General features: G+C 44.5%; 17 protein-coding genes and 3 pseudogenes. 7 read left to right on the top strand and 13 right to left on the bottom strand.

The features are described from left to right. Positions 1-10: 10 nt before the first annotated feature. A complete protein-coding gene (gene recX, locus LC048_RS16770) occupies positions 11-823 on the bottom strand; it encodes a recombination regulator RecX (RefSeq protein WP_226600713.1) in 813 nt (270 codons plus the stop codon). Between the two features lie 159 nt (positions 824-982). Between recX and LC048_RS16775 the strand changes: the two genes are divergently transcribed. From LC048_RS16775 to LC048_RS16790, 4 genes are all read left to right on the top strand, one after another. After that, positions 983-1825, top strand: coding sequence for a TIGR01777 family oxidoreductase (locus LC048_RS16775; RefSeq protein WP_371931920.1), 843 nt, complete (start codon positions 983-985; stop codon positions 1823-1825). 67 nt (positions 1826-1892) lie between these two features. Beyond that, on the top strand, positions 1893-2012 hold the full coding sequence (locus LC048_RS16780) for a YfhE family protein (protein ID WP_023625568.1): 120 nt from the start codon (positions 1893-1895) through the stop codon (positions 2010-2012). 86 nt (positions 2013-2098) lie between these two features. Continuing rightward, positions 2099-2284, top strand: a complete 186-nt coding sequence (locus LC048_RS16785; RefSeq protein ID WP_226600711.1) for a YfhD family protein — start codon at positions 2099-2101, stop codon at positions 2282-2284. 471 nt (positions 2285-2755) lie between these two features. Further along, a complete protein-coding gene (locus LC048_RS16790; protein ID WP_226600710.1) occupies positions 2756-3007 on the top strand; it encodes an alpha/beta-type small acid-soluble spore protein in 252 nt (83 codons plus the stop codon). A gap of 397 nt (positions 3008-3404) precedes the next feature. Here LC048_RS16790 and sdhB read toward each other — a convergent pair. The 5 genes and pseudogenes from sdhB to LC048_RS16815 form a co-directional block, all read right to left on the bottom strand. Beyond that, a pseudogene (sdhB, locus tag LC048_RS16795) lies at positions 3405-4162 on the bottom strand (succinate dehydrogenase iron-sulfur subunit). A gap of 2 nt (positions 4163-4164) precedes the next feature. Continuing rightward, positions 4165-5928: a succinate dehydrogenase flavoprotein subunit gene (gene sdhA / locus LC048_RS16800; protein WP_306048176.1), complete on the bottom strand. Its 1764-nt coding sequence runs from the start codon at positions 5926-5928 to the stop codon at positions 4165-4167. 23 nt (positions 5929-5951) lie between these two features. After that, positions 5952-6569, bottom strand: a complete 618-nt coding sequence (locus LC048_RS16805) for a succinate dehydrogenase cytochrome b558 subunit (RefSeq protein ID WP_306048178.1) — start codon at positions 6567-6569, stop codon at positions 5952-5954. Between the two features lie 26 nt (positions 6570-6595). Then, positions 6596-8038, bottom strand: coding sequence for an aspartate ammonia-lyase (gene aspA / locus LC048_RS16810; protein ID WP_226600719.1), 1443 nt, complete (start codon positions 8036-8038; stop codon positions 6596-6598). Positions 8039-8112: 74 nt separating this feature from the next. Further along, positions 8113-9427: pseudogene (locus LC048_RS16815) on the bottom strand (anaerobic C4-dicarboxylate transporter family protein). 353 nt (positions 9428-9780) lie between these two features. Between LC048_RS16815 and LC048_RS16820 the strand changes: the two are divergent. Then, a complete protein-coding gene (locus LC048_RS16820) occupies positions 9781-11046 on the top strand; it encodes a sensor histidine kinase (protein ID WP_226600705.1) in 1266 nt (421 codons plus the stop codon). 14 nt (positions 11047-11060) lie between these two features. Then, positions 11061-11972, top strand: coding sequence for a response regulator (locus LC048_RS16825; RefSeq protein WP_226600718.1), 912 nt, complete (start codon positions 11061-11063; stop codon positions 11970-11972). 82 nt (positions 11973-12054) lie between these two features. Here the strand turns inward: LC048_RS16825 and LC048_RS16830 are convergent, their stop codons facing one another. Next, positions 12055-13338 (bottom strand): ATP-binding protein, encoded by a 1284-nt coding sequence (locus tag LC048_RS16830; protein ID WP_306048180.1) that lies wholly within the window; start codon positions 13336-13338, stop codon positions 12055-12057. Between the two features lie 262 nt (positions 13339-13600). On the opposite strand from LC048_RS16830, the gene LC048_RS16835 reads away from it, so the two are divergent. Beyond that, a complete protein-coding gene (locus LC048_RS16835) occupies positions 13601-13807 on the top strand; it encodes a hypothetical protein (RefSeq protein WP_226601372.1) in 207 nt (68 codons plus the stop codon). A gap of 167 nt (positions 13808-13974) precedes the next feature. Here the strand turns inward: LC048_RS16835 and LC048_RS16840 are convergent, their stop codons facing one another. From LC048_RS16840 to LC048_RS16865, 6 genes and pseudogenes are all read right to left on the bottom strand, one after another. Beyond that, on the bottom strand, positions 13975-15774 hold the full coding sequence (locus LC048_RS16840) for an ABC transporter ATP-binding protein (RefSeq protein WP_226601373.1): 1800 nt from the start codon (positions 15772-15774) through the stop codon (positions 13975-13977). After that, the gene (locus LC048_RS16845; RefSeq protein WP_226601374.1) at positions 15768-17492 is read right to left on the bottom strand and encodes an ABC transporter ATP-binding protein; all 1725 of its coding nucleotides are present in this window, start codon (positions 17490-17492) and stop codon (positions 15768-15770) included. Before LC048_RS16845 ends, LC048_RS16840 begins: the two co-directional genes overlap by 7 nt. A 215-nt stretch (positions 17493-17707) precedes the next feature. Then, positions 17708-19327 carry a long-chain fatty acid--CoA ligase gene (locus LC048_RS16850; RefSeq protein ID WP_226601375.1) on the bottom strand — a complete coding sequence of 540 codons (1620 nt, stop codon included), beginning with the start codon at positions 19325-19327 and terminating at the stop codon, positions 17708-17710. A 38-nt stretch (positions 19328-19365) separates the two neighbouring features. After that, positions 19366-20451: a CaiB/BaiF CoA transferase family protein gene (locus LC048_RS16855; protein ID WP_226601376.1), complete on the bottom strand. Its 1086-nt coding sequence runs from the start codon at positions 20449-20451 to the stop codon at positions 19366-19368. A 19-nt stretch (positions 20452-20470) separates the two neighbouring features. Continuing rightward, positions 20471-22042: a fatty acid--CoA ligase gene (locus tag LC048_RS16860; RefSeq protein ID WP_306048184.1), complete on the bottom strand. Its 1572-nt coding sequence runs from the start codon at positions 22040-22042 to the stop codon at positions 20471-20473. 232 nt (positions 22043-22274) lie between these two features. Further along, positions 22275-23430 (bottom strand): annotated as a pseudogene (locus LC048_RS16865) (thiolase family protein). Between the last annotated feature and the right edge of the window lie 16 nt (positions 23431-23446).

The raw sequence follows: 23446 nt of genomic DNA on the forward strand, positions 1-23446 counted from the left end.
CATGATTTTTTTATTCCTCATTTTCTTTTTCAGAAATGAATTCATCAATCATTTCCATAGGAAACCCTTTACGGTACAACGCCATCTTCAGCTTCTGCCTGTATTCACGTTTCGGCAGGTTTCTGTATTTGTTGTGCAGCTTCTCCCCTTGAATCCTTAAGGCATCCATTTCATCGTCTTCTTCTTTCTCCACTTGTGTTTCATCCAGGGCAGCCCGGATAATCGCAAAGGAATATCCTTTACGCTGAAGCATCTGTTCTATTTTCTGTTTAAGAATCTTTGATGAATCTTTCTTATTTTTCTGTGCATATTTATCACTAAGCTTGATCGCTTTTTCCAGCTGCTCCTCAAACGAAACCTCTTCGGTTACTTTTGAGACGAGTTCTGAGGAGATCCCTTTGTTCTTTAATTCCATTTTAATGACTCCTGCTCCCTTGTCCGTCGTATTGAGCTGTGTCCGGACGAATGCGTTGGCAAATTCCTCGTCATTCAGGAATTTGAATTCATATAATTTATGGATTGCTTCTTTTATGACAGGGTCAGCGATTTCTTTTTTCACCAGATAGTCACGCACTTCAGCTTCAGACCTCATGCGGTGGGCTAAATAATTGATCGCTGTATTATAAGCTTTGCGGATATCATCCTGAAAAAGCATCTCTGTTACTGAAAAGTCATCGAGCTCCATCCCCTTTTTTAGGTTGTGCTTAATCAACACATCTTCATCGACGCTGAAGGCATACTCTTCTCCGCGGCCGCTGTCGGTAAAAATGCTGTATCGTTCTTTATTATGTTTTTGGACAGAAATCTTTGTGATCACTGGCATGTGATTCTCACCTCTAATGAAACTTTAACACATTCAAAGGAGGTTTATCATTTTAAAAGAAGTACTATATTAGCAAGAGGATATTTATAAGGAGGATCTTAATGAAAATAGCGATTACCGGGGGGAACTGGACTTGTTGGCAAGGCCTTAAGCAGTCATTTGATACAGGAAGGCCACCAGGTATATATATTAACTAGGAAATCAGGTGTATCACAAAGCAGCAACCCGAGGTATATTCAATGGCTTAATGCTGGAGACAGACCTGAAAAGGAGCTTGAAGGCATCGATGCGATTGTCAATCTTGCTGGCGCGACAATCAATAGCAAATGGACGGATGAGTATAAAAGGATAATCCTCGATAGCCGGCTGCAGGCAACCGCTGAGGTCAAACGGATTATTGCAGAGCTTTCCACGAAGCCTTCTGTACTAGTCAATGCAAGTGCAGTAGGCTATTATGGCACCTCATCAACAGAGGAATTCACGGAACAATCTAATAAGGGGAGTGACTTCCTCGCCGACACAGTAGATCAATGGGAAGCTTCAGCTGCTCAGGTTCATGACATGGGCGTCCGTTCCGTGCTTTGCCGTTTTGGGGTCATCCTTGATAAAACCGACGGCGCATTGCCGAGGATGCTTCTTCCTTATAAACTTTTTGCTGGAGGAAAAATCGGCTCGGGCAAACAATGGCTGTCATGGATTCATATAGAGGATGTTGTACGAGGAATTCTTTTAGGCATCGAGGACTCAAAAATCAATGGACCAGTTAATTTTACAGCACCTTCCCCTGTAACGATGGAGCAGTTCGGAGAAACCTTGTCCAAAGTTATTAGTCGTCCTCATTGGCTGCCTGTGCCTTCGATTGCGCTCAAAATTATGCTGGGTGAAATGAGCATCCTTGTACTTGAAGGACAGCGTGCCATTCCAGAAAAACTTCTCAACTCAGGTTTCTTATTTAAGTATTCTAAACTGGAAAATGCACTCAAAGAAATTTTCGGTAAATAATCATGTTAAATCCCTTTCAACAAGGAAATACTGGTAAAGTAAATCATTTTGAAAGGATTGATTACCAATGGATAAAAAGAAACGTGATAAAACAAAAAGCACTTTATCAAGCATGCAGGAAGTTACATACAGCCATGAATTCAAGAAGGCAGACAGAGCTGCAGGCTATACAAATGGAAAGAGATAATAAGCATTAAGCACCCCTTTTTTGCGAAATATAAAAGTACGGAAATGATTTTTTCCGTACTTTTATCCTGAAAGGGGTTTTTTCGAATGGGTCGTTCTCATGGGCATAAAACACGTGACCGAAATAAAGCTTCGCTTCCACAGGTTCCAAAGAACATGAAGTCAGATGGAATCGATTTTGAATTCAACCGTGAGCTTGCCGATCAAGCTGATCTTGAAGCGCTGGCTCGATCAAGAGCTGCAGATGGACGTGCAAAGAAACATCGAAAATAACTCTAAAAAAAGAGAAAGCAGAATCCATCGAGGATTCTGCTTTCTTTTTTAAGGGAAGGGGGAATAAATCAACAGTTAGCATTGGGATTTATATTGTGAATGTTTTCACTAACTTTTGATATCTTTACTATACTCTCCATATTCAGGTTACACAATAGCTTTCACTAATTGTTCAAAATAAACATTACCAGCTATCAACAGCCCTGTGGATAATGTGGGCAATTATTAAAAACCACCTCCTATTATTGGATTTTTAGCCACCCTGAAATTCCAGATGTTTTCTGTGGATAATGTGCATAAGTCTGTGGAACACTCGAAAAATAGTGCTTTTTCCTGTTGATAAATATGGTGATAAAAATTCGCTGTACTATTACCATCCTTCATTAATAATCCAATTAAATAATATAGATGAATAAAACAAATACTATGCTTAATTTGAATCAGATTTTCAATCATAGGGAGGGATTCCTGATGGCAAGAAGGAATAAAATACTTGTACCAGAAGCAAGGAAAGCATTAGACGATCTTAAAGCACAGGTAGCCGGCACGATGAAAGCTGAGGATGCAAAATTCGAAACAGCAAGAGAAATTGGCGTTCCCCTAAACAAGGGCTATAACGGCACTCTCTCTACAAGAGAAGCCGGAAAAGTTGGAGGCAGACTGGGAGGCAGCATGGTAAGGGAACTTGTAAAAATGGCACAGGAGAATTTACGGAAACAGTAAGTACTTCAAACATTTGTAAAAAAATATTGACAGCTGATGGAAAATATCATATAATGATAAAGCTTCGCCAAAAAGAAGTAACTTGAAATCACAACTATAATTATGTAAACAATTAATGGCGTTCTGCTTTTATTTTTAGGTATCAACTTATTCACACTGGATCGGCTTCGGAGCCGTTAGGATGCAAGAGAGGTAGGGCTTGCGTCGTTTAGGTTTAAAAATGGTCAAGTGGAAATTGTACCGCGGCAAAGTTTATAATGGATGATTTTTCATACATCTTGTGAAGTAGCAAGTTACTTGAAAGCGAACCGGAATCCGGTTCGCTTTTTCTATTGTTTCTTTTTGCAGCCGACATTCAACCACTAAACACTCCAAGGGAGGCAACTAGATCTCTCAACTAAAAACTCCCAAAAAACGATTTAAAAGAGTGGATGGTTACTTCCCGGTTTAAATGGGCGAGGGATGTCGTTAAAGGAATGCCTTTCGGGCAAACTTCCACACAGTTTTGAGAGTTTCCGCAAGTAGTGATCCCCCCCTTCCCCCATGATTGCTTCAATCCGTTCTTTTTTATGCATGGCTCCGGTGGGGTGAGCATTGAACAAGCGAACTTGTGATAGAGGTGCTGGTCCCATGAACGGAGACTGGTTATTGACATTCGGACAGGCTTCGAGGCAGCAGCCGCATGTCATGCATTTTGACAGTTCATAAGCCCATTGCCTTGTATTTTCAGCCATTCTAGGACCAGGGCCCAGATCATGTGTCCCGTCAATCGGAATCCAGGCTTTTACTTTTTTTCAATGAATCAAACATTCGCTGGCGATCGACAGCGAGATCTCTCATCACTGGAAATGTGCTCAGCGGTTCAATCCTGATTGGCTGCTCCAGCTGGTCAATCAGTGAGGAACAGGCTTGCCCTGGTTTCCCGTTAATAACCATTGAGCATGCACCGCAAACTTCCTCTAGGCAAACTGATTCCCAAATGACTGGTGTCGTCTTCTCTCCTTTTCTGTTGACCGGATGCTTTTGTATTTCCATCAAAGCTGAAATGATGTTCATATTTGACCGGTATGGGACATAAAACTCTTCAAGATAAGGAGTGGAGCCAGCATTCTCTTGCCGCTTGATAATCAGATGGATTTTATCCTGCTTCGGCATGATCACTTAACTCCTTTCTTGGACTTGGTGTAGTCACGTTTTCTTGGTTCAATCAAAGATACATCCACTTCTTCATAATAAAGATTTGGGAGTTCCGTATTTGCATTGAACCTCGCCATTGTAGTCTTAAGCCACTCTTCATCATTCCTGTCAGGAAACTCAGGTTTATAGTGGGCTCCTCGACTTTCGTTTCTCTGGTATGCTCCCAGGGTGATGACATGAGCTAAATTGATCATGCCTTTAAGCTGTCTTGTGAATGATGCTCCTGAATTGCTCCATTTAGCCGTATCTTCGATATTGATTTTTTGGTAACGCTCCTTGATTTCCTGCAATTTTTCATAGGTCGCTTTCAGTCTTTTATTTTCACGGACAACCGTTACATTCGCTGTCATCAATTCTCCAAGTTCCTTATGGAGAAGATAGGCATTTTCTTTGCCATTCATTTTGAGGATATGTTCATAGTTCATTTCATCTTTTTTGACGGATTGCTCATAAAGGCTGGATGAAATGGAATCAGCCGTTTTATCCAGGCCATGTACATATTCAAGGGCAGATGGGCTGGCGACCATGCCGCCATATACTGCTGACAGAAGTGAATTAGCACCCAGGCGGTTTGCTCCATGCTGGGAATAGTCACATTCACCCGCTGCAAATAAACCAGGTATATTGGTCTTTTGCTGATAATCCACCCATAGCCCTCCCATTGAGTAATGGACAGCCGGGAATATTTTCATTGGAACCTTTCGAGGGTCATCCCCCATGAACTTTTCATAAATCTCCATGATTCCTCCAAGCTTGATATCAAGCTGATGTGAATCAATATGTGACAAATCCAGGTAAACTTTGTTTTCGCCATCAATCCCAAGCTTCTGGTTCACACAGACATCGAATATTTCCCGGGTAGCGATATCCCGAGGAACCAAGTTTCCATATGCCGGATATTTTTCCTCCAGGAAATACCATGGCTTTCCATCTTTATATGTCCACACACGTCCACCCTCTCCGCGCGCTGATTCACTCATTAAGCGATTTTTATCATCGCCGGGAATGGCAGTGGGATGGATCTGGATGAATTCACCATTTGCGTACAAGGCACCCTGTTCATATAGCCTCGCTGCAGCGTAGCCAGTATTGATCGTTGAATTTGTCGATTTGCCAAAAATCAGTCCTGGTCCGCCAGTTGCAATGATGACGGCATCGGCACTGAATGCCTTCATTTCCATCGTGCGCAGATTTTGTGCGGTAATCCCTCGACAAATCCCTTCATCATCTAGAACGGCAGAAACAAATTCCCAGTTCTCATACTTCGTTACAAGTCCTTGGGTTTCAAACCTGCGTACCTGCTCATCCAGTGCGTAGAGAAGCTGCTGACCGGTCGTGGCACCTGCGAATGCAGTCCGATGATGCTGCGTCCCGCCAAACCTCCTGAAATCGAGCAGGCCTTCTGGTGTACGATTGAACATAACACCCATCCGATCAAACATATGGATGATTTTCGGTGCAGCATCACACATCGCCTTCACAGGTGGCTGGTTCGCCAGAAAATCCCCACCATAAACTGAGTCATCAAAATGCTCCCAAGGCGAGTCATTCTCCCCTTTCGTATTTACTGCTCCATTGATCCCGCCCTGTGCACAGACTGAATGGGATCTCTTTACAGGAACGATTGAAAACAGATCAACCATTGTTCCGTCCTCAGCGATCTTGATCGCCGCCATCAGTCCTGCAAGTCCGCCGCCTACAATCACGATTCTACCTTTGCTCATATGAATTGCCTCCTATCCAGCTATTAAGCAAATGCCAATATTGCACGTACACCAATGATGGATAGTACGACAAATAGTCCGAATGTTATATATGAAAAGATTTGTTGGGATTTAGGGGATACTGTAATTCCCCACGTTATCAGAAATGTCCATAGCCCGTTAGCAAAATGGTACACTGCCGAAACGATCCCAATGATATATAATGCAAGTGAAAGCGGGTTGTCTACGATATTGACCATCAGATGGTAGTTCGCCTCTACGCCAAAAAACTCCACCTGGATTTTTGTTTCCCATATATGCCAAGTAACAAATATAAAGGTAATGACCCCGGTGATTCTCTGCAAAAAGAACTTCCAGTTGCGTGCATATCCATAACGTCCTATATTGTTCTTCGCCTGGAGGGCAATGTAAAGTCCATATATCGCATGGAAATACATTGGGATAAAAATGATGAACGCCTCAAGAAAGTACTTGAAAGGCAGATTCACCATGATACCTGCTGCCGTGTTATATGCATCCTGGCCCCAGGTTGCTGTGTAGTTCACGAAGAGATGTACTGTAAGGAACACCCCGACCGGAATGATTCCTGACAATGAATGTAGCTTCCTATATAAATGCTGATTCTTGCCGCGCTCCGACATCAATCTGCCTCCTATTCTGCTGCCTATTAAAGCAAAACGAGTTCTCTTTCATTTTTTCTATCCATCAGTTCCTTACCTGCAATCCCTGGATGTGTCATCTCGAACGGGTTGAGGATGGTATCTAACTCTTCAGCTGTTAACACACCACGTTCAAGGACAATTTCACGCACAGGCCTGTTGGCGACAATTGCTTCCCTGGCAACAGATGCAGCTGTTTCATAGCCCACATGTGGATTGATTGCTGTTATAACTCCTACACTATTATTCACATAAGCTTCCATTCTCTCTGCGTTCGCCGTGATTCCTCTCAGACAATGCTCATTGAATACTGTAAAAACATTGGTCATGATTTTAATCGATTGCAAGAGATTGAATACAATAACCGGTTCCATGACGTTCAGTTCGAACTGACCAGCCTCTGAAGCCATGCTGATGGTGAGATCATTCCCGACAACTTGAAATGCACTCTGATTGAGGACTTCCGCCATGACCGGATTTACTTTACCTGGCATGATCGAGGAACCAGGCTGACGTGCTGGCAAATTAATCTCCCCGAAACCACATCTCGGACCTGATGTCATCATTCTCAAGTCATTGGCAACCTTTGACATATTCAGCATACAAACCTTCAATGCCGCTGAAACTTCTATATAGCAGTCGGTATTTTGTGTGCCATCTACTAAATTCTCAGAACCTGATAATGGCAAACCGCTTAATTCAATCAAATATCCGACAGCTTTCTCAATGTATCGTGGATCTGCATTAAGCCCTGTGCCAACAGCAGTTGCTCCCATATTCACTTCATGCAGATTCTCCCTTGTAGCCTTCACTCTCTTAATATCTCTTTTTAGTACTTTTGCATAAGCAGCGAATTCCTGACCGAGGCGAATTGGTACGGCATCCTGTAGATGCGTCCTGCCCATTTTGATAATCCCATCAAACTCAGCCGCCTTAGCAATAAATCCTTCATGCAGTTCTTCCATTGCTTTAACCAGTTGATTCAGCGTCAATAATGTTGAAAGGTGAATAGCTGTAGGGAAAGAATCATTGGTAGACTGAGCCATATTCACATGAGAGTTAGGACTGATTACTTTATAATTTCCTTTAACTTCTCCAATCAACTCAAGTGCACGGTTAGCAATAACTTCATTTGTGTTCATGTTGATTGAAGTGCCAGCTCCGCCCTGAATGGGATCTACAATAAATTGGTCATGAAACTTTCCGCCGATCACTTCTTCTGCTGCCTGGGCAATTGCCTCTGCGATTTTTCGATCCAGCTGTCCAATATCAGCGTTTGCCAGTGCAGCCGCCTTCTTAACAATGGCCATTGCCTTTATTAAGGACTCATCAATCCTGGATCCTGTAATTGGAAAATTTTCAATGGCCCTTATTGTCTGGACACCATAGTAGGCATCCAAAGGAACCAGTTTCTCACCTAAGAAATCTTTTTCCACCCTGAATTGATCCATCATTTCTGAACAACTCCATTTCTATCAATAATGGACAGCCGCCCTGAAAAGAGCGGCTGCTTATGAACTTGACTTTAAAGGATTATCGTACTTAACAGGATACCGATTCCTACTGAGCCGATCGTCGCAACCAATCCTGGAACCATGAAGCTGTGATTCAAGATATACTTCCCAATTCGTGTCGTCCCCGTCCTATCAAAATTTATTGCCGCAACAACAGTTGGATAGTTCGGTATGAAGAAATATCCATTCACTGCTGGGAACATCGCGATAAGTAACGCGGGATTGATTCCCAGTGTTATTCCTAGCGGCATTAGGGTACGTACTGTAGCTGCCTGGCTGTATAGGAGGATGGAAAGTGCGAACAGTGCCACAGCGAACAGCCAAGGAGCAGCAGTGACAAGGTCAGATATCGATCCCGAAATAAGGGCCATATTTCCCTGGAAGAAGGTGTCGCCCATCCAGGCGATCCCGAAGATTGCTACTACTGCAGCTGCACCTGCTTTGAACACACTTCCTGAAACGATATCTTCTACTTTAGGTTTCGCAAAAATAATGATCATGGCGGCAATTGTCAACATAACAATTTCAATTGCTGCCGGCATGCTCATCCGTGTGAACACTCCCTCGATCTCCCAACCTGGACGCAGTTCCTGGAAAGATCCAAGGATGACAACTAATACTGCAGCAAGGAGGAACAGGATAACTGAAAGCTTTGCACCTGAATTAGGTGTGAATTCCTTTTTATCTTTCTTAATTGGCGCCAGACCTTCCTCTAAACGCTTAAGATAATCTGCATCCATGTTCAAATCCTTGCCCATCTTGCTTGCAACGAAAGCAGCTGCCATACATGCAAGGAATGTAGAAGGAACACAGATCATAAGGATTTGCATCAAACTGATGTTAAAATCTGCAAGCAATGCAAGTAACGCTACAGTCGCTGCTGAAATAGGGCTGGCAGTGATCGCCTGCTGTGAAGCGATAACCGCAATGGACATAGGACGTTCAGCGCCTGATGCCTGATTCGCGTGAAACTTCAGCAATAACTGGTAGCACAGAATAGGCAACATGACCAGTTCCAGCACAAAAAGTAAAGATATACGTGACCATTGGAGCAATGAACGTTATCCATTTAGGATTTTTCCTCAATGCCTTTTCTGCCAGAAACACTAGATATTCCATGCCGCCAGCTGCCTGGAGAGATCCGGCAGCGGTAATGACCGCAAGAATCATCAACATGACGTCAATCGGTGCGGAAGTTGGCTGAAGGCCGAATCCAAAAACTAAAATTCCTAGGCCCACACCGCCCATCACTCCTAGACCAACACCGCCAAGGCGCGCACCGATGAAGATGCATGCCAGTACAATTAAAAATTGAATCCAGAACATTTTGACTACCTCCCTGAGTTTATTAGTGCATATCGATTTTTTAAGGAGTACATTCCAATAGTTCCCTTTTGATCCAGTGAGCCTGTCACCTGCCTTCATATTTGTGAGTTATTTCACAAGGGAAACCTTATAAAAATATGACACTCTTGAAGATGTTAGCTTCTTCTTGACACTTATAGAATAATCAACACCCTACTGAAATCTACAAGAAGTAACATGGCATTTTCTGTTCTTAATAATATTGTCATATTTGATTACTTCATGAAGTCTGTACTGGATTAAAATAAGAATTGTTCAGCTTAGTTTTGAATTCGAATTTTCATAACTACATAGAATCTGATGAGGTGGATAGGATGAAGGATCGGCTGCTCTTGTACCTTTTAATAGCAATCGCAGTTCCAATCGGCGGAGAAATGAAGTTTTATCCGTTTGAAGGAGATATGCGGGTCAGTTTAGGGACTCCTATTTTTTTCTTCATTTTATTATGGTCCAGAAAACTACATCCGTTATTCGCTGGTTTGACTGCTGGCGGTGCCGTTGTATTATTCAGGATTGCACTTTACAGTTTTTCAAGCCAGGGATTCTTATTCGAGGAAGCCTTCTTTCAACACTTCCCTGTTTTCTTTTATTACTTGACTTTCGCGCTCCTATTTTACCTGTTTAACATTAACTCACTTTATAGTACTCCCTTCTTTGTCGGTTTACTTGGAGTAATTGTTGAAATTGCTGCCAGCATGGTTGAAATCTTTTTTCGATCATTTTTTTCACACACCCCTATCAGTTTGTCTACATTCATCACAATAGGAATCATCGCAGTCATTCGCAGTTTCTTTGTTCTCGGTTTTTTTAATATTTTTGTCATTCACGAAGCCAGACTATCCGAAACTGCGCAAAAAAAGCGTAATGAACAAATGCTGATGTTGATTTCGAATTTATATGTAGAAATGGTCCAGTTAAAAAAAACCATGACTGATGCAGAAAATCTAACCAGAGAAAGCTACTCGCTTTATAGGACGTTAAAAGAACAACAGCAGGAAAAGCATGCCCATGCCATCCTGAAAATTGCCGGTCAAATGCATGAAATCAAAAAAGATAATCAACGAATCTATGCCGGTTTAACAAAGTTGATGGTAAAAGAAGACCTTTGTGATGTAATGGAAATAACAGAAATCATTAAAGTGATCGCTGCTTGCAATGAGCGTTATTCAGATTCTTTGGGAAAATCCATTGATTTCAAGTGTACGATCTCTGGAAACCACCCCTGCTACCATACGTTCATGCTCTTATCCATCATTAATAATCTGGTGGCAAATGCAGTGGAAGCAATCATCCTGACTGGAGCAATCAACATCAATATACACCGGAAAGAAGATATACTGATGATCCACATCAAAGACAATGGGGCAGGAATTGCTGAGAGGAACAGAAAGCTTATTTTCGAGCCTGGATTCACTACAAAGTTCAGCCATGGCGGATTTGCTTCAAATGGAATCGGGCTTTCTTATGTTAAGAATGTCATAGAAAATCTTGACGGGAACATCAAACTTGAGGATGAAAGTCTTCACCATAAATTCAATACCATCTTCACGATTGAAATCCCCATTGCCAGAATTACATAGGGAGGATGAGCATGATGAAGTTTTTTATCGCAGACGATTCACCGGCAATCAGGGCGATGTTGGCTAATATAATCGAAGATGAGAATTACGGAACCGTCGAGGGAGAAGCAGAGGATGGCTCTGAAGTGTATGCAGACTTACTTGAGGCAAAGCGGATCGATGTTCTGCTGATTGACCTATTGATGCCTAATCGTGATGGATTGGAAACCATCAGGGAGATACGGAGTTCTTTTACCGGAAAGATCATCATGGTATCGCAAGTGGAATCGAAGGAGCTGATTGGCGAAGCATACGAACTTGGAGTTGAATACTACATTACTAAACCAATAAACAGACTCGAAGTCTCAAATGTTATTAAAAAAGTCTGTGAACATCTTATTTTGGAGAAATCAGTATTGGATATCCAAAAATCGCTTAGCATGCTCAGCTTAAAACCAGTCTATGCTGGACCAGTAATGGACCGTACGATTGTGAGTGCTGGAAAGAATATCCTGTTGGATTTAGGAATCATCGGAGAGAGCGGAAATAAAGATCTCCTTGACCTTTTATCCATTCTATATGAACACGAAAAAACCGGAGTCAGAGAAACGCCGCCATTAAAAGATTTATTTGAAAGAACTGTATACAAACGCCTTGGGCCGCGCGCCTCTTCTTCAGATGTAAAAAAAGAAGTCAAAGCGGCAGAACAACGCGTCAGAAGAGCGATTCAGCAGGCACTGGAACATCTAGCATCCCTAGGCCTGACCGATTATTCCAATCCAAAATTTGATCATTACTCCACCGCCTTTTTTGACTACTCACAGGTAAGAATGAAAATGTTGGAGCTGGAAGGCAAAACGGACACCTGTCTAATTCCACCTCGATCTAATATCAAGAAGTTCATACAAGCTTTATATATGGAAGCTCGCCAATCAATGAGCAGTTGAACTCTGTTGAACCTCTTTTAAATACTAACAAATGCCCCGGCACTAGGCATTATACGGCTGCTGGGTGCATTGTTATTTAGAATTAAACAGAATGATTCAAACTCCTGACATCAACAAAATTACGATATGCAGGAAGAGAAATTTCTACTTTTGTTCCAATCCCAAGCTCACTGTTGAATGAAATCGTTCCTCCCATTGCCTCGATGATTTTGATCGATACAGAGGTTCCAAGCCCCGTCCCTTTGTCTTTCGTTGTATAAAACAGCGTACCAAGTCTGGCGATTTGGGAACTGTCCATACCTTTTCCCGTATCTGATATCACTACATATGACTCATTACCTGCTCCGTCCTGGCTAATAATGACTTCCCCGCCCTCATCTGTAGCCTCAATCCCGTTTTTTATAATATTCACAAGTGCTTGTTTCAACTGATTCCTGTCGGTTTTTACATAGACTCCCCATTCGAGCTTGACGTTCACTTGCACTCCTTCCTTTGCTGCAAACGCCTCTAAAAGCAAGGTGACTTCAGTAATGATCTCTGCCAGCTCGGCATCTTCCAATTTTTCAAATTGAGGCTTGGCGAAATTCAGATAATCATTAATAATGGATTCCGCCCTGTCGAGTTCAGTCAGCACAAGACTCAAGTAATAATAATTGTCCCCTTTTTCTTGCTTATGCATCATCTGCAAGAAGCCTTTTACTACTGTTAAAGGGTTGCGGATTTCGTGCGCAATCGATGCAGCCAGTTCACCCAGTGTATTCAGTTTTTCAGCGCGAAGGATTTCTTTTCTCATTAAATCCTTCTCGATCAAAGACTCATTCAGAATTGCTGCAACCCAAACGGCAAAAATCTGTATTGCACCGAAAATCGCTACATTCATCAAAATTTGGTTTGTATCTTCAGCTGATGCGTCATTAATGAAAATATTGGCCACAAGAATCAGCAGCATGGAAAGTAAAGGCCATAACCCTACAAGGACAGCTGTTTTAATTCTCTTGTTTGCATCCAGTGTCCAAAACTTCTTAACGAACATGAATGGAAATAGTGCGGCCAGGAAACCACTCACATATCCGAGCAGCAGGTCCCCACCCATAAATGTCCTTGTTGTCAGATAGGAAACCAACACCATAATACCCGCTATCGGACCCCCATATAAAAAGGCAAGCACCATTGGTACGTAGCGAAGATCCCAGAACAAACCGCCATCCTCAAACGAGAAGGCGAGAGACAGAAACACAGCTATACTTTGGAGTACCCCGCACAAATATGGCGAATTCCCAACCCTCTTATTATCAAAAAGGACACTATGAATGAAGATTGGCAGCAGGATAATAAGGACGTTTAAAAGAAGTTTCTCAACGAGCATTTCATCTTCTCCATTCGAAGAATTTTGTCTAAGACGTGACAGAAGCTGTGCTAATGGTTGCTATCTTGTATTACGAATACGACAAACTTTTCACAAATCCTCTATTTCCTGGGAAATTTGTCAGATTTCAATGAGAAATTGCCAGTGTATCCAGCAGTCCCAACAAGGGATGCCTACTAAAAAACACCACATCTTAGGGCAATAAATATAAGAAAAGCGCAAGCGCCTTGGTCAGCCCCGACAAGCGCTGGAGGGCCTGACAGTGAAGTCGTTCTTTGACTTCATTGGCAGGACCGAAATCGAAAAGTATAGCCGACTGCCCAGAAACGCAGAAACTGGAGACTCCGACAAAGAAGCGCTTTTTGCTTCTGCCGGCGGAGTTGAAGTTTCGGAGTTTCTAGGAGGCGACACTAGACAATTCGAAATGCGGAGGCGACTGCCCAACTCCGACAAGCGTTGGAGGGCCTGACAGTGAAGTCGCTCTTTGACTTCATTGGCAGGACCGAAACGTCTCGAGGAGTTAGGAGCCGCAGCAGGACTAGCGTCTCGAGGGGCTAGGCGCTGGAGCTGGACACTAATCTTAGTACAAAAATTTTATACTTTCTTATTCAGTAAAAAAGGAAACCCGGAGGCTTCCTAATAATTCATTAACATCTTCTTTTCCAGCTGGCTCGTATATAGGCTATGGTAAAAGCCTTTTTGTACCAGCAATTCGTCATGGCTGCCTTTTTCTATGATTTGGCCCTCTTCGATGACGATAATCTGATCTGCGCTTTTAATCGTATTCAACCGGTGTGCTATGATGAAGCTTGTTCTTCCCTTCAGCAGATGCTGGAGGGCTTCCTGGATTTTAAGCTCGGTTATCGTATCAATACTGCTCGTTGCTTCATCCAGGATCAAGATGGATGGGTCAGCCAGGATTGCCCTTGCGATGGACAATAGCTGCTTTTGTCCCTGGCTGATGCCAGCATCATCCTGGCTCAATACGGTATCATAGCCTTCTGGCAAGCGGTTGATAAAGGAATGGGCATTCGCTGCCTTTGCCGCCTGCTCAATTTCCTCATCAGTTGCGTCCAATTTGCCGTAACGGATGTTTTCCCTTATGCTCCCTTGGAAAAGGAATGAATCCTGGAGGACAAATCCCATTTGTGTCCGCAAGCTTTCACGGGTAATTTTTTTGCTGTCATATCCATCAATGAAGATCTTACCTTTATCCGGTTCGTAAAAACGCGAAATCAAATTGATGATCGTGGACTTGCCTGCTCCTGTCGGTCCAACCAGGGCAACACTTTTACCAGGTTCAGCATTGAAATTCAAATCAGATACGGTATCTCCGCCTTTTTCATATGAAAAAGATACGTCTTTGAACTCGACCTTTCCGCTGATATTCTTAAGTGGGACAGCTTCTTTCTCATCGGCCGCCTCTTCATCTGTATCGATGATATCAAAAACCCTGTCAGCTCCTGCTACTGCAGAAAGTAGGGTATTAAACTGGTTCGACAGGTCATTCAGAGGTCTTGTGAACTGCCTGGAGTACTCAGTGAAAATGACGATTGTCCCAATTGATACGTATCCTTGAAGCGCAAAGTAACTGCCAAATGCCGCCACAATGGTGAAACTCAGGTTATTTAGCATATTCATCAATTTCGGGATGAACCCCGTAAAAGTCTGGGCCCAATAACCGGACTCTTTCAGCTTCTTATTCTTAATGCGAAATTCTTCAATTACTTTCGGTTCCTGTGAGAAGGATTTTATGATCTTTTGGCCAGAAATACTTTCTTCTATATACCCATTCATTTCGCCAAGACGGCGCTGCTGTTCTTTATAAAGCCTCCCTGTGCGGCTTGTGATCCACTTCATCCCCATGAACATCAGTGGCACAATGATCATCGTGACAAGCGTGAGCAGCGGGCTAAGCCAGATCATGACAGCAAGGGTTCCCGCCAGCGTAAGAACGCTTGAAAAAATCTGGATGACGGAGGAATTCAGCGTTGCGCTGACATTCTCAATATCATTGGTTACCCTGCTCATCAATTCGCCATGCTGACGTTTATTGAAAAAATCAATCGAAAGCTTATGGAAGTGTGTGAAAAGCTGTTTCCTCATTATATATACAGTCTTCTGGGCAATCCCAATCATCCAGTAGCTCTGGAGCCATAAGGACAAAGAGTGCAATCCATACACAACGCCAAGACCGACTAACAGCCAGGTGAATCCGACAGTGGACCCTGTCGCAAAATACTCATCAATTCCCCAGCCAATCAGGAATGGTCCCAAAAGACCTAGGGCAGAACTTGCCACAACCATTATTAAGACAAAGATCAGCAGCCTCCGCTGCTCTGCTAGATATGCCCAAATTCTCCTGACCGTCGGTACAATTGCCCACGCCGGATTACTTCCCTTGCCAGTCTTGCTTTCTTTTTGTTTTTTTAACATCCTGCCTTCACCTCCCCAAATTGGGACTCGTAAATAGCCTGATAAAGGGAAGAATGCTTCAGCAAATACTCATGGTCTCCAGATCCAATTAAGGAGCCATCTTCAAGCAAAAGGATTTTATCGGCTTCCTTAGCAGTGCTTATCTTTTGGGTGATGATGACTGTTGTACATTTGTAGTGGCTGATCGAATCCAGCAGCCTTGCTTCTGTTTTCAGGTCAAGTGCACTTGTACTGTCATCAAGTAACAGGATTCTCGGATTTTTGATTAGGGCCCTTGCAATGGATAGTCGCTGCTTCTGTCCGCCTGATAGGTTGACGCCCTTTTGCCCCAATAACGTGTCATACTGATCAGGAAGTTTTTCAATCGTGTCATGGATTTGGGCATCAGAAGCGGCCTTAACCATTTCCTCATGGGTGGCATTCTTCTTGCCCCAGGCCAGATTTTCCTTGATGGAACCCGTGAAGAGCATAGCCTCCTGAGGAACGTAGCCAATCCCTTCTCTAAGACTTTTTAGTTTAAAGTCTTTAATTTTCCGGCCATCGATTCGAATTCCTCCGCTTGTTACATCATATAACCGGGGGATCAGCTGGAACATCGATGTCTTCCCGGCACCAGTAGCTCCCAATACAGCCACTGTTTCGCCGGCAGCGATGGAAAAGGACAGATTCTGAAGTATTGGGATATTTGTATTCGGAAACTGGAATGAAACCTTGTCAAATTCAATTTCACCTTCGGTAATTCCATACTCCTTACTGCTTTCGATTGTGTCTTCCAGATCGATTTCCTCTTTCAGCACATCCGTCACACGCTCAGCAGAAGCTCTGGCACGGGAAAAAACCATGATAATCCATGAAAACATCGAAAAAGCGGTGGTGATCCGTGCTGCATAATTGACAATTGCAACCACTTCACCGACCGTTACGCTTCCAGTCTGGACTTCTAACTTTCCAAACCAAAGGACAGCAATCACACTCAGGTTCATGAATAGCAGCAAAACAGGTATCGTTGCCTCGGTAACCCTTAAGGCGAATACTGTTTTATTCCTAAGGTTATTGTTCGCAGTTTCAAATCGTGTACCTTCATAGCCACCTCTGGCAAAAGCCTTGATCAGCCTCATGCCGACAAGATTTTCCCTCATGACACCGTTCACTTTGTCTAGGCGCTTTTGTACACTTTTAAATAAGCCTGCCGCCTTTGTCATAATCCATATCAGGAAAATCAAAAGAGGCGGAATAATGATGACAAATGCAAGCGACAATTTCACATTGACGAGCATGGCCATAATGATTCCCCCGATAACTAACAGCGGAGCGCGCATCGCAATCCTAAGGCTCATAAAGAATGTATTTTGCAGCTGTGTCACATCATTGGTGATCCTTGTAATCAAAGAGGATGATGGAAAGCTGCTGAAGTTCGTGAATGAAAAGGCCTGAACCTTGGCGAACAGCTTCTCGCGCAAGTCATAACCAAAGCTTTGACCTGCATGGGCTGCGATAAAAGAATTCGTGATACCGGATGCAAATGCAAGGAATGAAAGCCCGAGCATGATTCCGCCTAGTTGGATGACAGTATCCAGGTCCCTGGCGACAATTCCTTCATCGATGATTTTAGCCATCAGCAGCGGCTGGACTAGTTCAACGGCCAGTTCGACAAGCATCAAGCTTAGCGCAGCCGCAATCGGGATGCGATAAGGTTTTACAAAAGAAAATATACTCATGAAGATAAACCCCCGTTGAAACGATCTAGATTATTTCGGCTTACGAATTTTATATTTTCTATCATACCTCTTTTTGTTAATTTTTTGAATTGAAAGAGAATAATTTATTGTGCCTTTTGGTGATTATATTATATATTTCGCTTCAATATTTATCCTACAACTTAAAAAGCAGCATCGTTTTTTTAGACGATGCTACTTTAAGTATAGTCTTATTATTAAGAGTTCTGCACGAGATGATCTTTCAACTGATCTCTTAGTGCGCGTTTCAGGAATTTACCGACCGAGGTCTTCGGAATTTCCTCCATGAAGATCACATCATCCGGAAGCCACCATTTGGCGAACTGCGGAGTGATGAAGTCTAGAAGTTCCTGCTTATCGAGTTTATCCTTATATTGCTCTTTCAGAACGACACAGGCAATCGGACGTTCTTGCCACTGTTCGTGCGGCACAGCGACCACACTTGCTTCGAAGACAGCCTCGTGAGCCATAAGGGCATTTTCAAGATCGACCGATGAAATCCATTCTCCGCCGCTCTTGATCAGATCCTTCGTACGGTCGACTAGCTTGATTACGCCTTCTTCGTCAACAGTCGCCACATCGCCAGTGTACAGCCAACCATCGCGGAAAGCATCTGCCGAACGCTCATCTTTATAATATTCATCGGCAATCCATGGTCCGCGGAGTAATAGTTCTCCCATTTCCTCGCCATCCCACTTCACTTCACCATTTCCGCCGATAACTTTCATTTCCAGCCCTGGGACAAGGAGTCCTTGCTTGGAGCGGATATCTAAAATTTCATCTTCGTCCAATCCGACCTGATAGCTCTTCAGACGTGATACCGTTGCCAGCGGAGTCGTCTCGGTCATGCCGTATGCATGCAAGAATGGAATTTTGTATTTTGTTTCAAACGCTTTGATCATGCCACGAGGTGCAGCAGAACCACCACAAACAATCGACCTCAATGAAGATGTATCGTAACTTCCATTCTCAAGTTCATTCAGCAAGCCAAGCCAAATTGTCGGCACCCCTGCAGTGAAGGTAACTTTTTCCTGCTCAATAAGATCCGCAAGCAGCTTTGGAGTGAAAAGCGGTCCAGGCAGCACCTGGGTCGAGCCGAACCAAGTCGCAGCGAATGGAAGACCCCAGGCATTGGCATGGAACATCGGGACAACAGGCAATACGACATCGGTTTCCGATAATGCAGCAGTGTCGGCCAATCCAAAAGCGAAGCTATGGAGTACAATGCCTCTGTGGGAATAAACAACGCCCTTTGGATTGCCGGTTGTTGCCGATGTATAGCACATCCCTGCTGGATCATTTTCATCAATATCTTTCACGAACTCAAATTCTGGACTTGACTCGCGAAGAAGTTTTTCATAAGAATAGACCGGCTCCAATGTTGTTTCCGGCAGCTCGTCTTTGTCGGTCATGATGATGTATGCCTCTACCGTTTTAAATTGATCCTTGCTACGCTCAATCAGCGGCACTAGGTCCTCATCAACAAGCAACACCTTATCTTCTGCATGATTGATAATGTAAGAGACATGCTCAGGAGACAGGCGGATATTAATTGTATGAAGTACTGCCCCCATGCCTGGAGCGGCGAAATAGACTTCAAGGTGGCGATGGTGATTCCAGGCAAATGTACCAACCCGGTCTCCTTTTTCCACACCAAGCTTTTCAAGGGCGCTGGCCAACCTGCGAGTCCGTTCGCCAATCTCCTTGTAAGTGAACCGGTGAATACCTGAAAGTGTCCGGGACACCACCTGCTTTTTCGGGAAAAACTTTTCTGCTCTCTCCAATAGCGATCCTACTGTCAATGGAACATTCATCATACCGACATATCCCCTTCCAATTATTAAAATCTCACAATCTAGTTTTTGCTGCTATTAACACTAAGCCAATCTTTTAGAAGCTCTTCTGTTTGTTCTCCCTTTTTCGGCGGAGCTGTTCCCTTTTGCGATTGCAAATCTCCATGCATTTTGATTTGGCCCTCAGGCATTACAAAATTCTTTTCTCTCCAGTATGGGTAGTGAGCCAGTTCTCCCGCTTCAAGTACAGGTGTGAGGCAGCAGTCGACCTTCATGCTGAAATCTGCCCACTGCGAGAGCGGCTTGCTTTTAAACAGATCAACAAGCTCAAGATACACAGGATTTGAGTTTTCAGGTTGGGAATAATGAGAGGACAGCCACTCCTCCCGGCCTACAGCCTCGCAAAAGTTGCGCCAGAACTTTGGCTCCAGTGCACCAAGACTGACATAACGGCCGTCCTTCGTTTCGTACAGCCCGTACCCAATGATGCTGCCGTTCAGAACGGAAACACCGTTAGGATAGCCTGTTTCTTTTTCAATCAGGACATGGTTTGCCATCAACGATGCCATACTGTCAGCAAGGGAGATGCAGTGATAGCTGCCTCCCCCAGTTTTCTCCCTGCCTACAAGTGCGGCCAGGATTCGCTCACTAGCCGCCATGCCCCCGATATAATCTGCAAACGTATGGGTTGGATGTACCGGTCTTCCGGAGCTGTCCTTCATCTGAGCCAATGCACCACTCAGGCTCATATAATTCAGGTCATGGCTGCCCAGGCTGCTCATCTCACCGGTCATGCCGTATCCCGTCACCGAACAATAGACGATTCCAGGATTGACCTTTGTTACCGCTTCAAACCCGAGACCAAGCTTATCCATCACTCCTGGCCTGAAGCTCTCAACCACCACATCTGCCTTGGCCAGTAAATCAAGAGCCAGCATCTTCCCTTCTGTCTCCTTCAGGTTGATGACAATACTCTTCTTGCCCCGGTTATGCGCATTGAATACAAATCCTTTGCCTGTATTCCTTGCCGGATCTCCCTCTGGCGCTTCAACTTTGACAACCTCTGCCCCTAGTTCAGCCAGCCTCAGCGTCGCAAAAGGACCGGGAATGTAATTGGTGAAGTCCACAATTTTAATACCGTCTAACATGATAAAAAACCCTTTCCCATTACGTCGGCTGCCCTTTTGAAAAAAATTCTTCCATTTGCTTTCTCAGCATGAATTTCTGGATCTTGCCACTCGCATTCCTAGGCAGTGCATCCACAAAGATGTATTTGCGCGGGCGTTTGTAGTTTGCCAGGCTGTCACTATTTTTGCACCATTCATCCAAAATCTCTTCACTGACCTGGGAATCTTTTTTCACAACAAAAGCAGTTACGGATTCGCCCCACCGATCATCAGGCTGGCCGACAATCGCGACATCAAGGACACCTTCATGGGCATGGAGTACATCCTCGACCTCACGAGGATAAATGTTTTCACCGCCGCTGATGATCATGTCATCCACCCTGTCTTTGACCCATAAATAACCATCTTCATCGAGGTAGCCAATATCGCCTGAATGGTACCAGCCTTTATGCATCGCTTTTTCAGAAGCCTCTTCACGATTGAAGTAGCCAGTCATCATGCATGGACCCTGGACGATAATTTCCCCGCTTTCGCCTGGAGGCAGGATATCATCAGGGTCGGATGGGCCCTCCTCGTTCGGGCGGACAATCCTGATTTCATGGTTAAGGCAAGCCTGGCCAGCCGCACCCGCTTTTGTCAGCTGGTCATCCTCAGAAAGGAAGGTGATGGCGGGACCCATCTCCGTCATTCCGTATGCCTGGACTAGCTTGATGCCAAGCTTGTCATGGCAGGCATGGACAAGCGATGGTGCCATAGGTGCTGCTCCGTACAATCCCAGCTTCAGACTTTCGATATTATAGTCTGATAGATTCTCCTGCAAAAGCATATTCCACATCGTTGGTGCGGCGAAGAACTTCGTGACTTTTTCCGAATCAATCAGCTCCAGCACTTTCTTTGGAGCGAATTGATGGAGAATGACATTACTGCCACCCGCATGGATTCTAGGCAGGAATGCACAGTGGAGCTCAGCACAATGGAACATCGGTGCAGTTACCAAACCTTGATCGTTTGCACCCAATTTGGTTGAACTTACAACGATCAGGCTTTGCTCAACCATATTGCGGTGCTTATGCATAACGCCTTTTGGTCTGCCGGTTGTTCCGCTTGTGTACATAATCGCGTAAAGGTCGTTTTCGTCTACCTCGATTTCAACAGGCTGGGTCTCTGCAGCTCCCACTTTTTCATGGTAGCTTTGCGCGTATTCGGGTGTATCTCCATCGATGTACCAAAAAGCGATATGCGGGAATCGCTTTTCAATGACCGCGATAACTGGCTCCACCGCCTTTTCAAAAAGTACGACCTTTGGCTCCGCATCGCTCAGGATAAAAGCAACCTCCTCTCCCATAAGCCGGAAGTTGATTGGATTGAAAACCGCCCCGATTTTCGCACAGGCGAAAAATGCAGTACCTAACTCCTCAGTATTGAACGTGAACGTAGAAACTCGGTCGCCTTTCTTCACTCCCTCAGCCAGGAGCGCGTTGGCAAGCCTGTTCACTTCATCGTTCCATTCACTATACGTAAAGCGGACATTTTTGCGGACATCATAGAGGGCTTCCTTGTTTGGGAACTTCATTACGGTCAGGTCAAAAATTTTGCCGATCGTCGTGCTCATTTGCATTCCTCCTAATGAAATGTCAAGTTCATCCTTTACATAGTAGTCTCATGGGTGACCTGCTTCTTTCGGAATTTCCTGATGCCAATAGGTCTTTTTGGGACATCTTTTTCTCGATTTAACTGTTTTGAGGCGCCAATCGCTCTTATTGGTGAACTCTCTTTCTCGATCTCGCTGTTTTTGGGCGTCAATCGTTCTGTTTTTCCGTGAGCCACTGAGTGTTAGGACCCTTTTACTCCAGACGTTCAATAATAGTCGCGTTGGCCATGCCGTGCCCTTCGCACATTGTCTGCAGGCCGTAGCGGCCACCGGTACGTTCGAGTTCGTGCATCATCGATATCATCAGGCGGGCGCCGCTCGCTCCAAGGGGGTGGCCAAGAGCGATTGCCCCGCCATTTGGATTGAGTTTTGCAGGATCTGCTCCGGTTTCCTTCAGCCATGCCATCGGTACTGGTGCGAATGCTTCGTTCACCTCGAAGACATCAATATCCTCCAGCTTCAGTCCAGCTTTTTTTGAGGACTTTTTCCGTTGCCGGAATCGGTCCTGTCAGCATCAGCGTCGGGTCTGAACCCACGACGACTCTTGTGTGTACCTTGAAGCGCGGCTTCAATCCTAACTCCTCGGCTTTTTCACGGCTCATCAGCAGCAGGACTCCGGCACCGTCACTGATCTGGCTCGCGTTGCCGGCATGAATGACACCATCCTCTTTGAAGACCGTTTTCAATCCTCCCAGAACCTCAGGCGTTGTCCCTTCACGAGGTCCTGAATCCTCCGTCATCAAAGTGGTTTCACCATTTTCGAGGGTGATTTCCAGCGGCATGATTTCTTTGTTAAAATATCCTTCGGCCTGTGCCTTCAAAGCACGGCGATGGCTTTCAGCAGAGAATTCATCAAGCTCCTGACGAGTAAAACCGTACTTCTTTGCGATCCGTTCTGCGGATAGCCCTTGATGAATCATCTCGTGTTGTTCTCTTAATTTGGGGCTGAAAGGGTTGACTTCCTGGTAATTGGAGCCCATGGGAACACGAGTCATATTCTCAACGCCGCCGGCAATGACGACATCCATGTCCCCCGCAAGAATTGCCTGTGCAGCAAAATGGACAGCCTGCTGGCTTGACCCGCATTGACGGTCAATCGTCGTTCCTGGAACTTCAATCGGGAAGCCGGCTGTCAAAGCCGCAACCCTGGCAATATCCCCGGCTTGTTCACCTGACTGTGTCACACAGCCAAGAATGACATCCTCTACAACACCTGCATCAATTCCAGCCCGCTTCACAACCTCCCTCAAAACTTCTGCAGCCAGCTCATCCGGCCTGATATCCTTCAATAAACCCTTCCTTCTGCCTACAGGCGTCCTGACAGCTTCGACAATGACAACTTCACGCATGTTCATCTTCCTTTCT

Source organism: Mesobacillus subterraneus, from assembly GCF_020524355.2.
Lineage (GTDB): Bacteria > Bacillota > Bacilli > Bacillales > Cytobacillaceae > Mesobacillus > Mesobacillus subterraneus_C.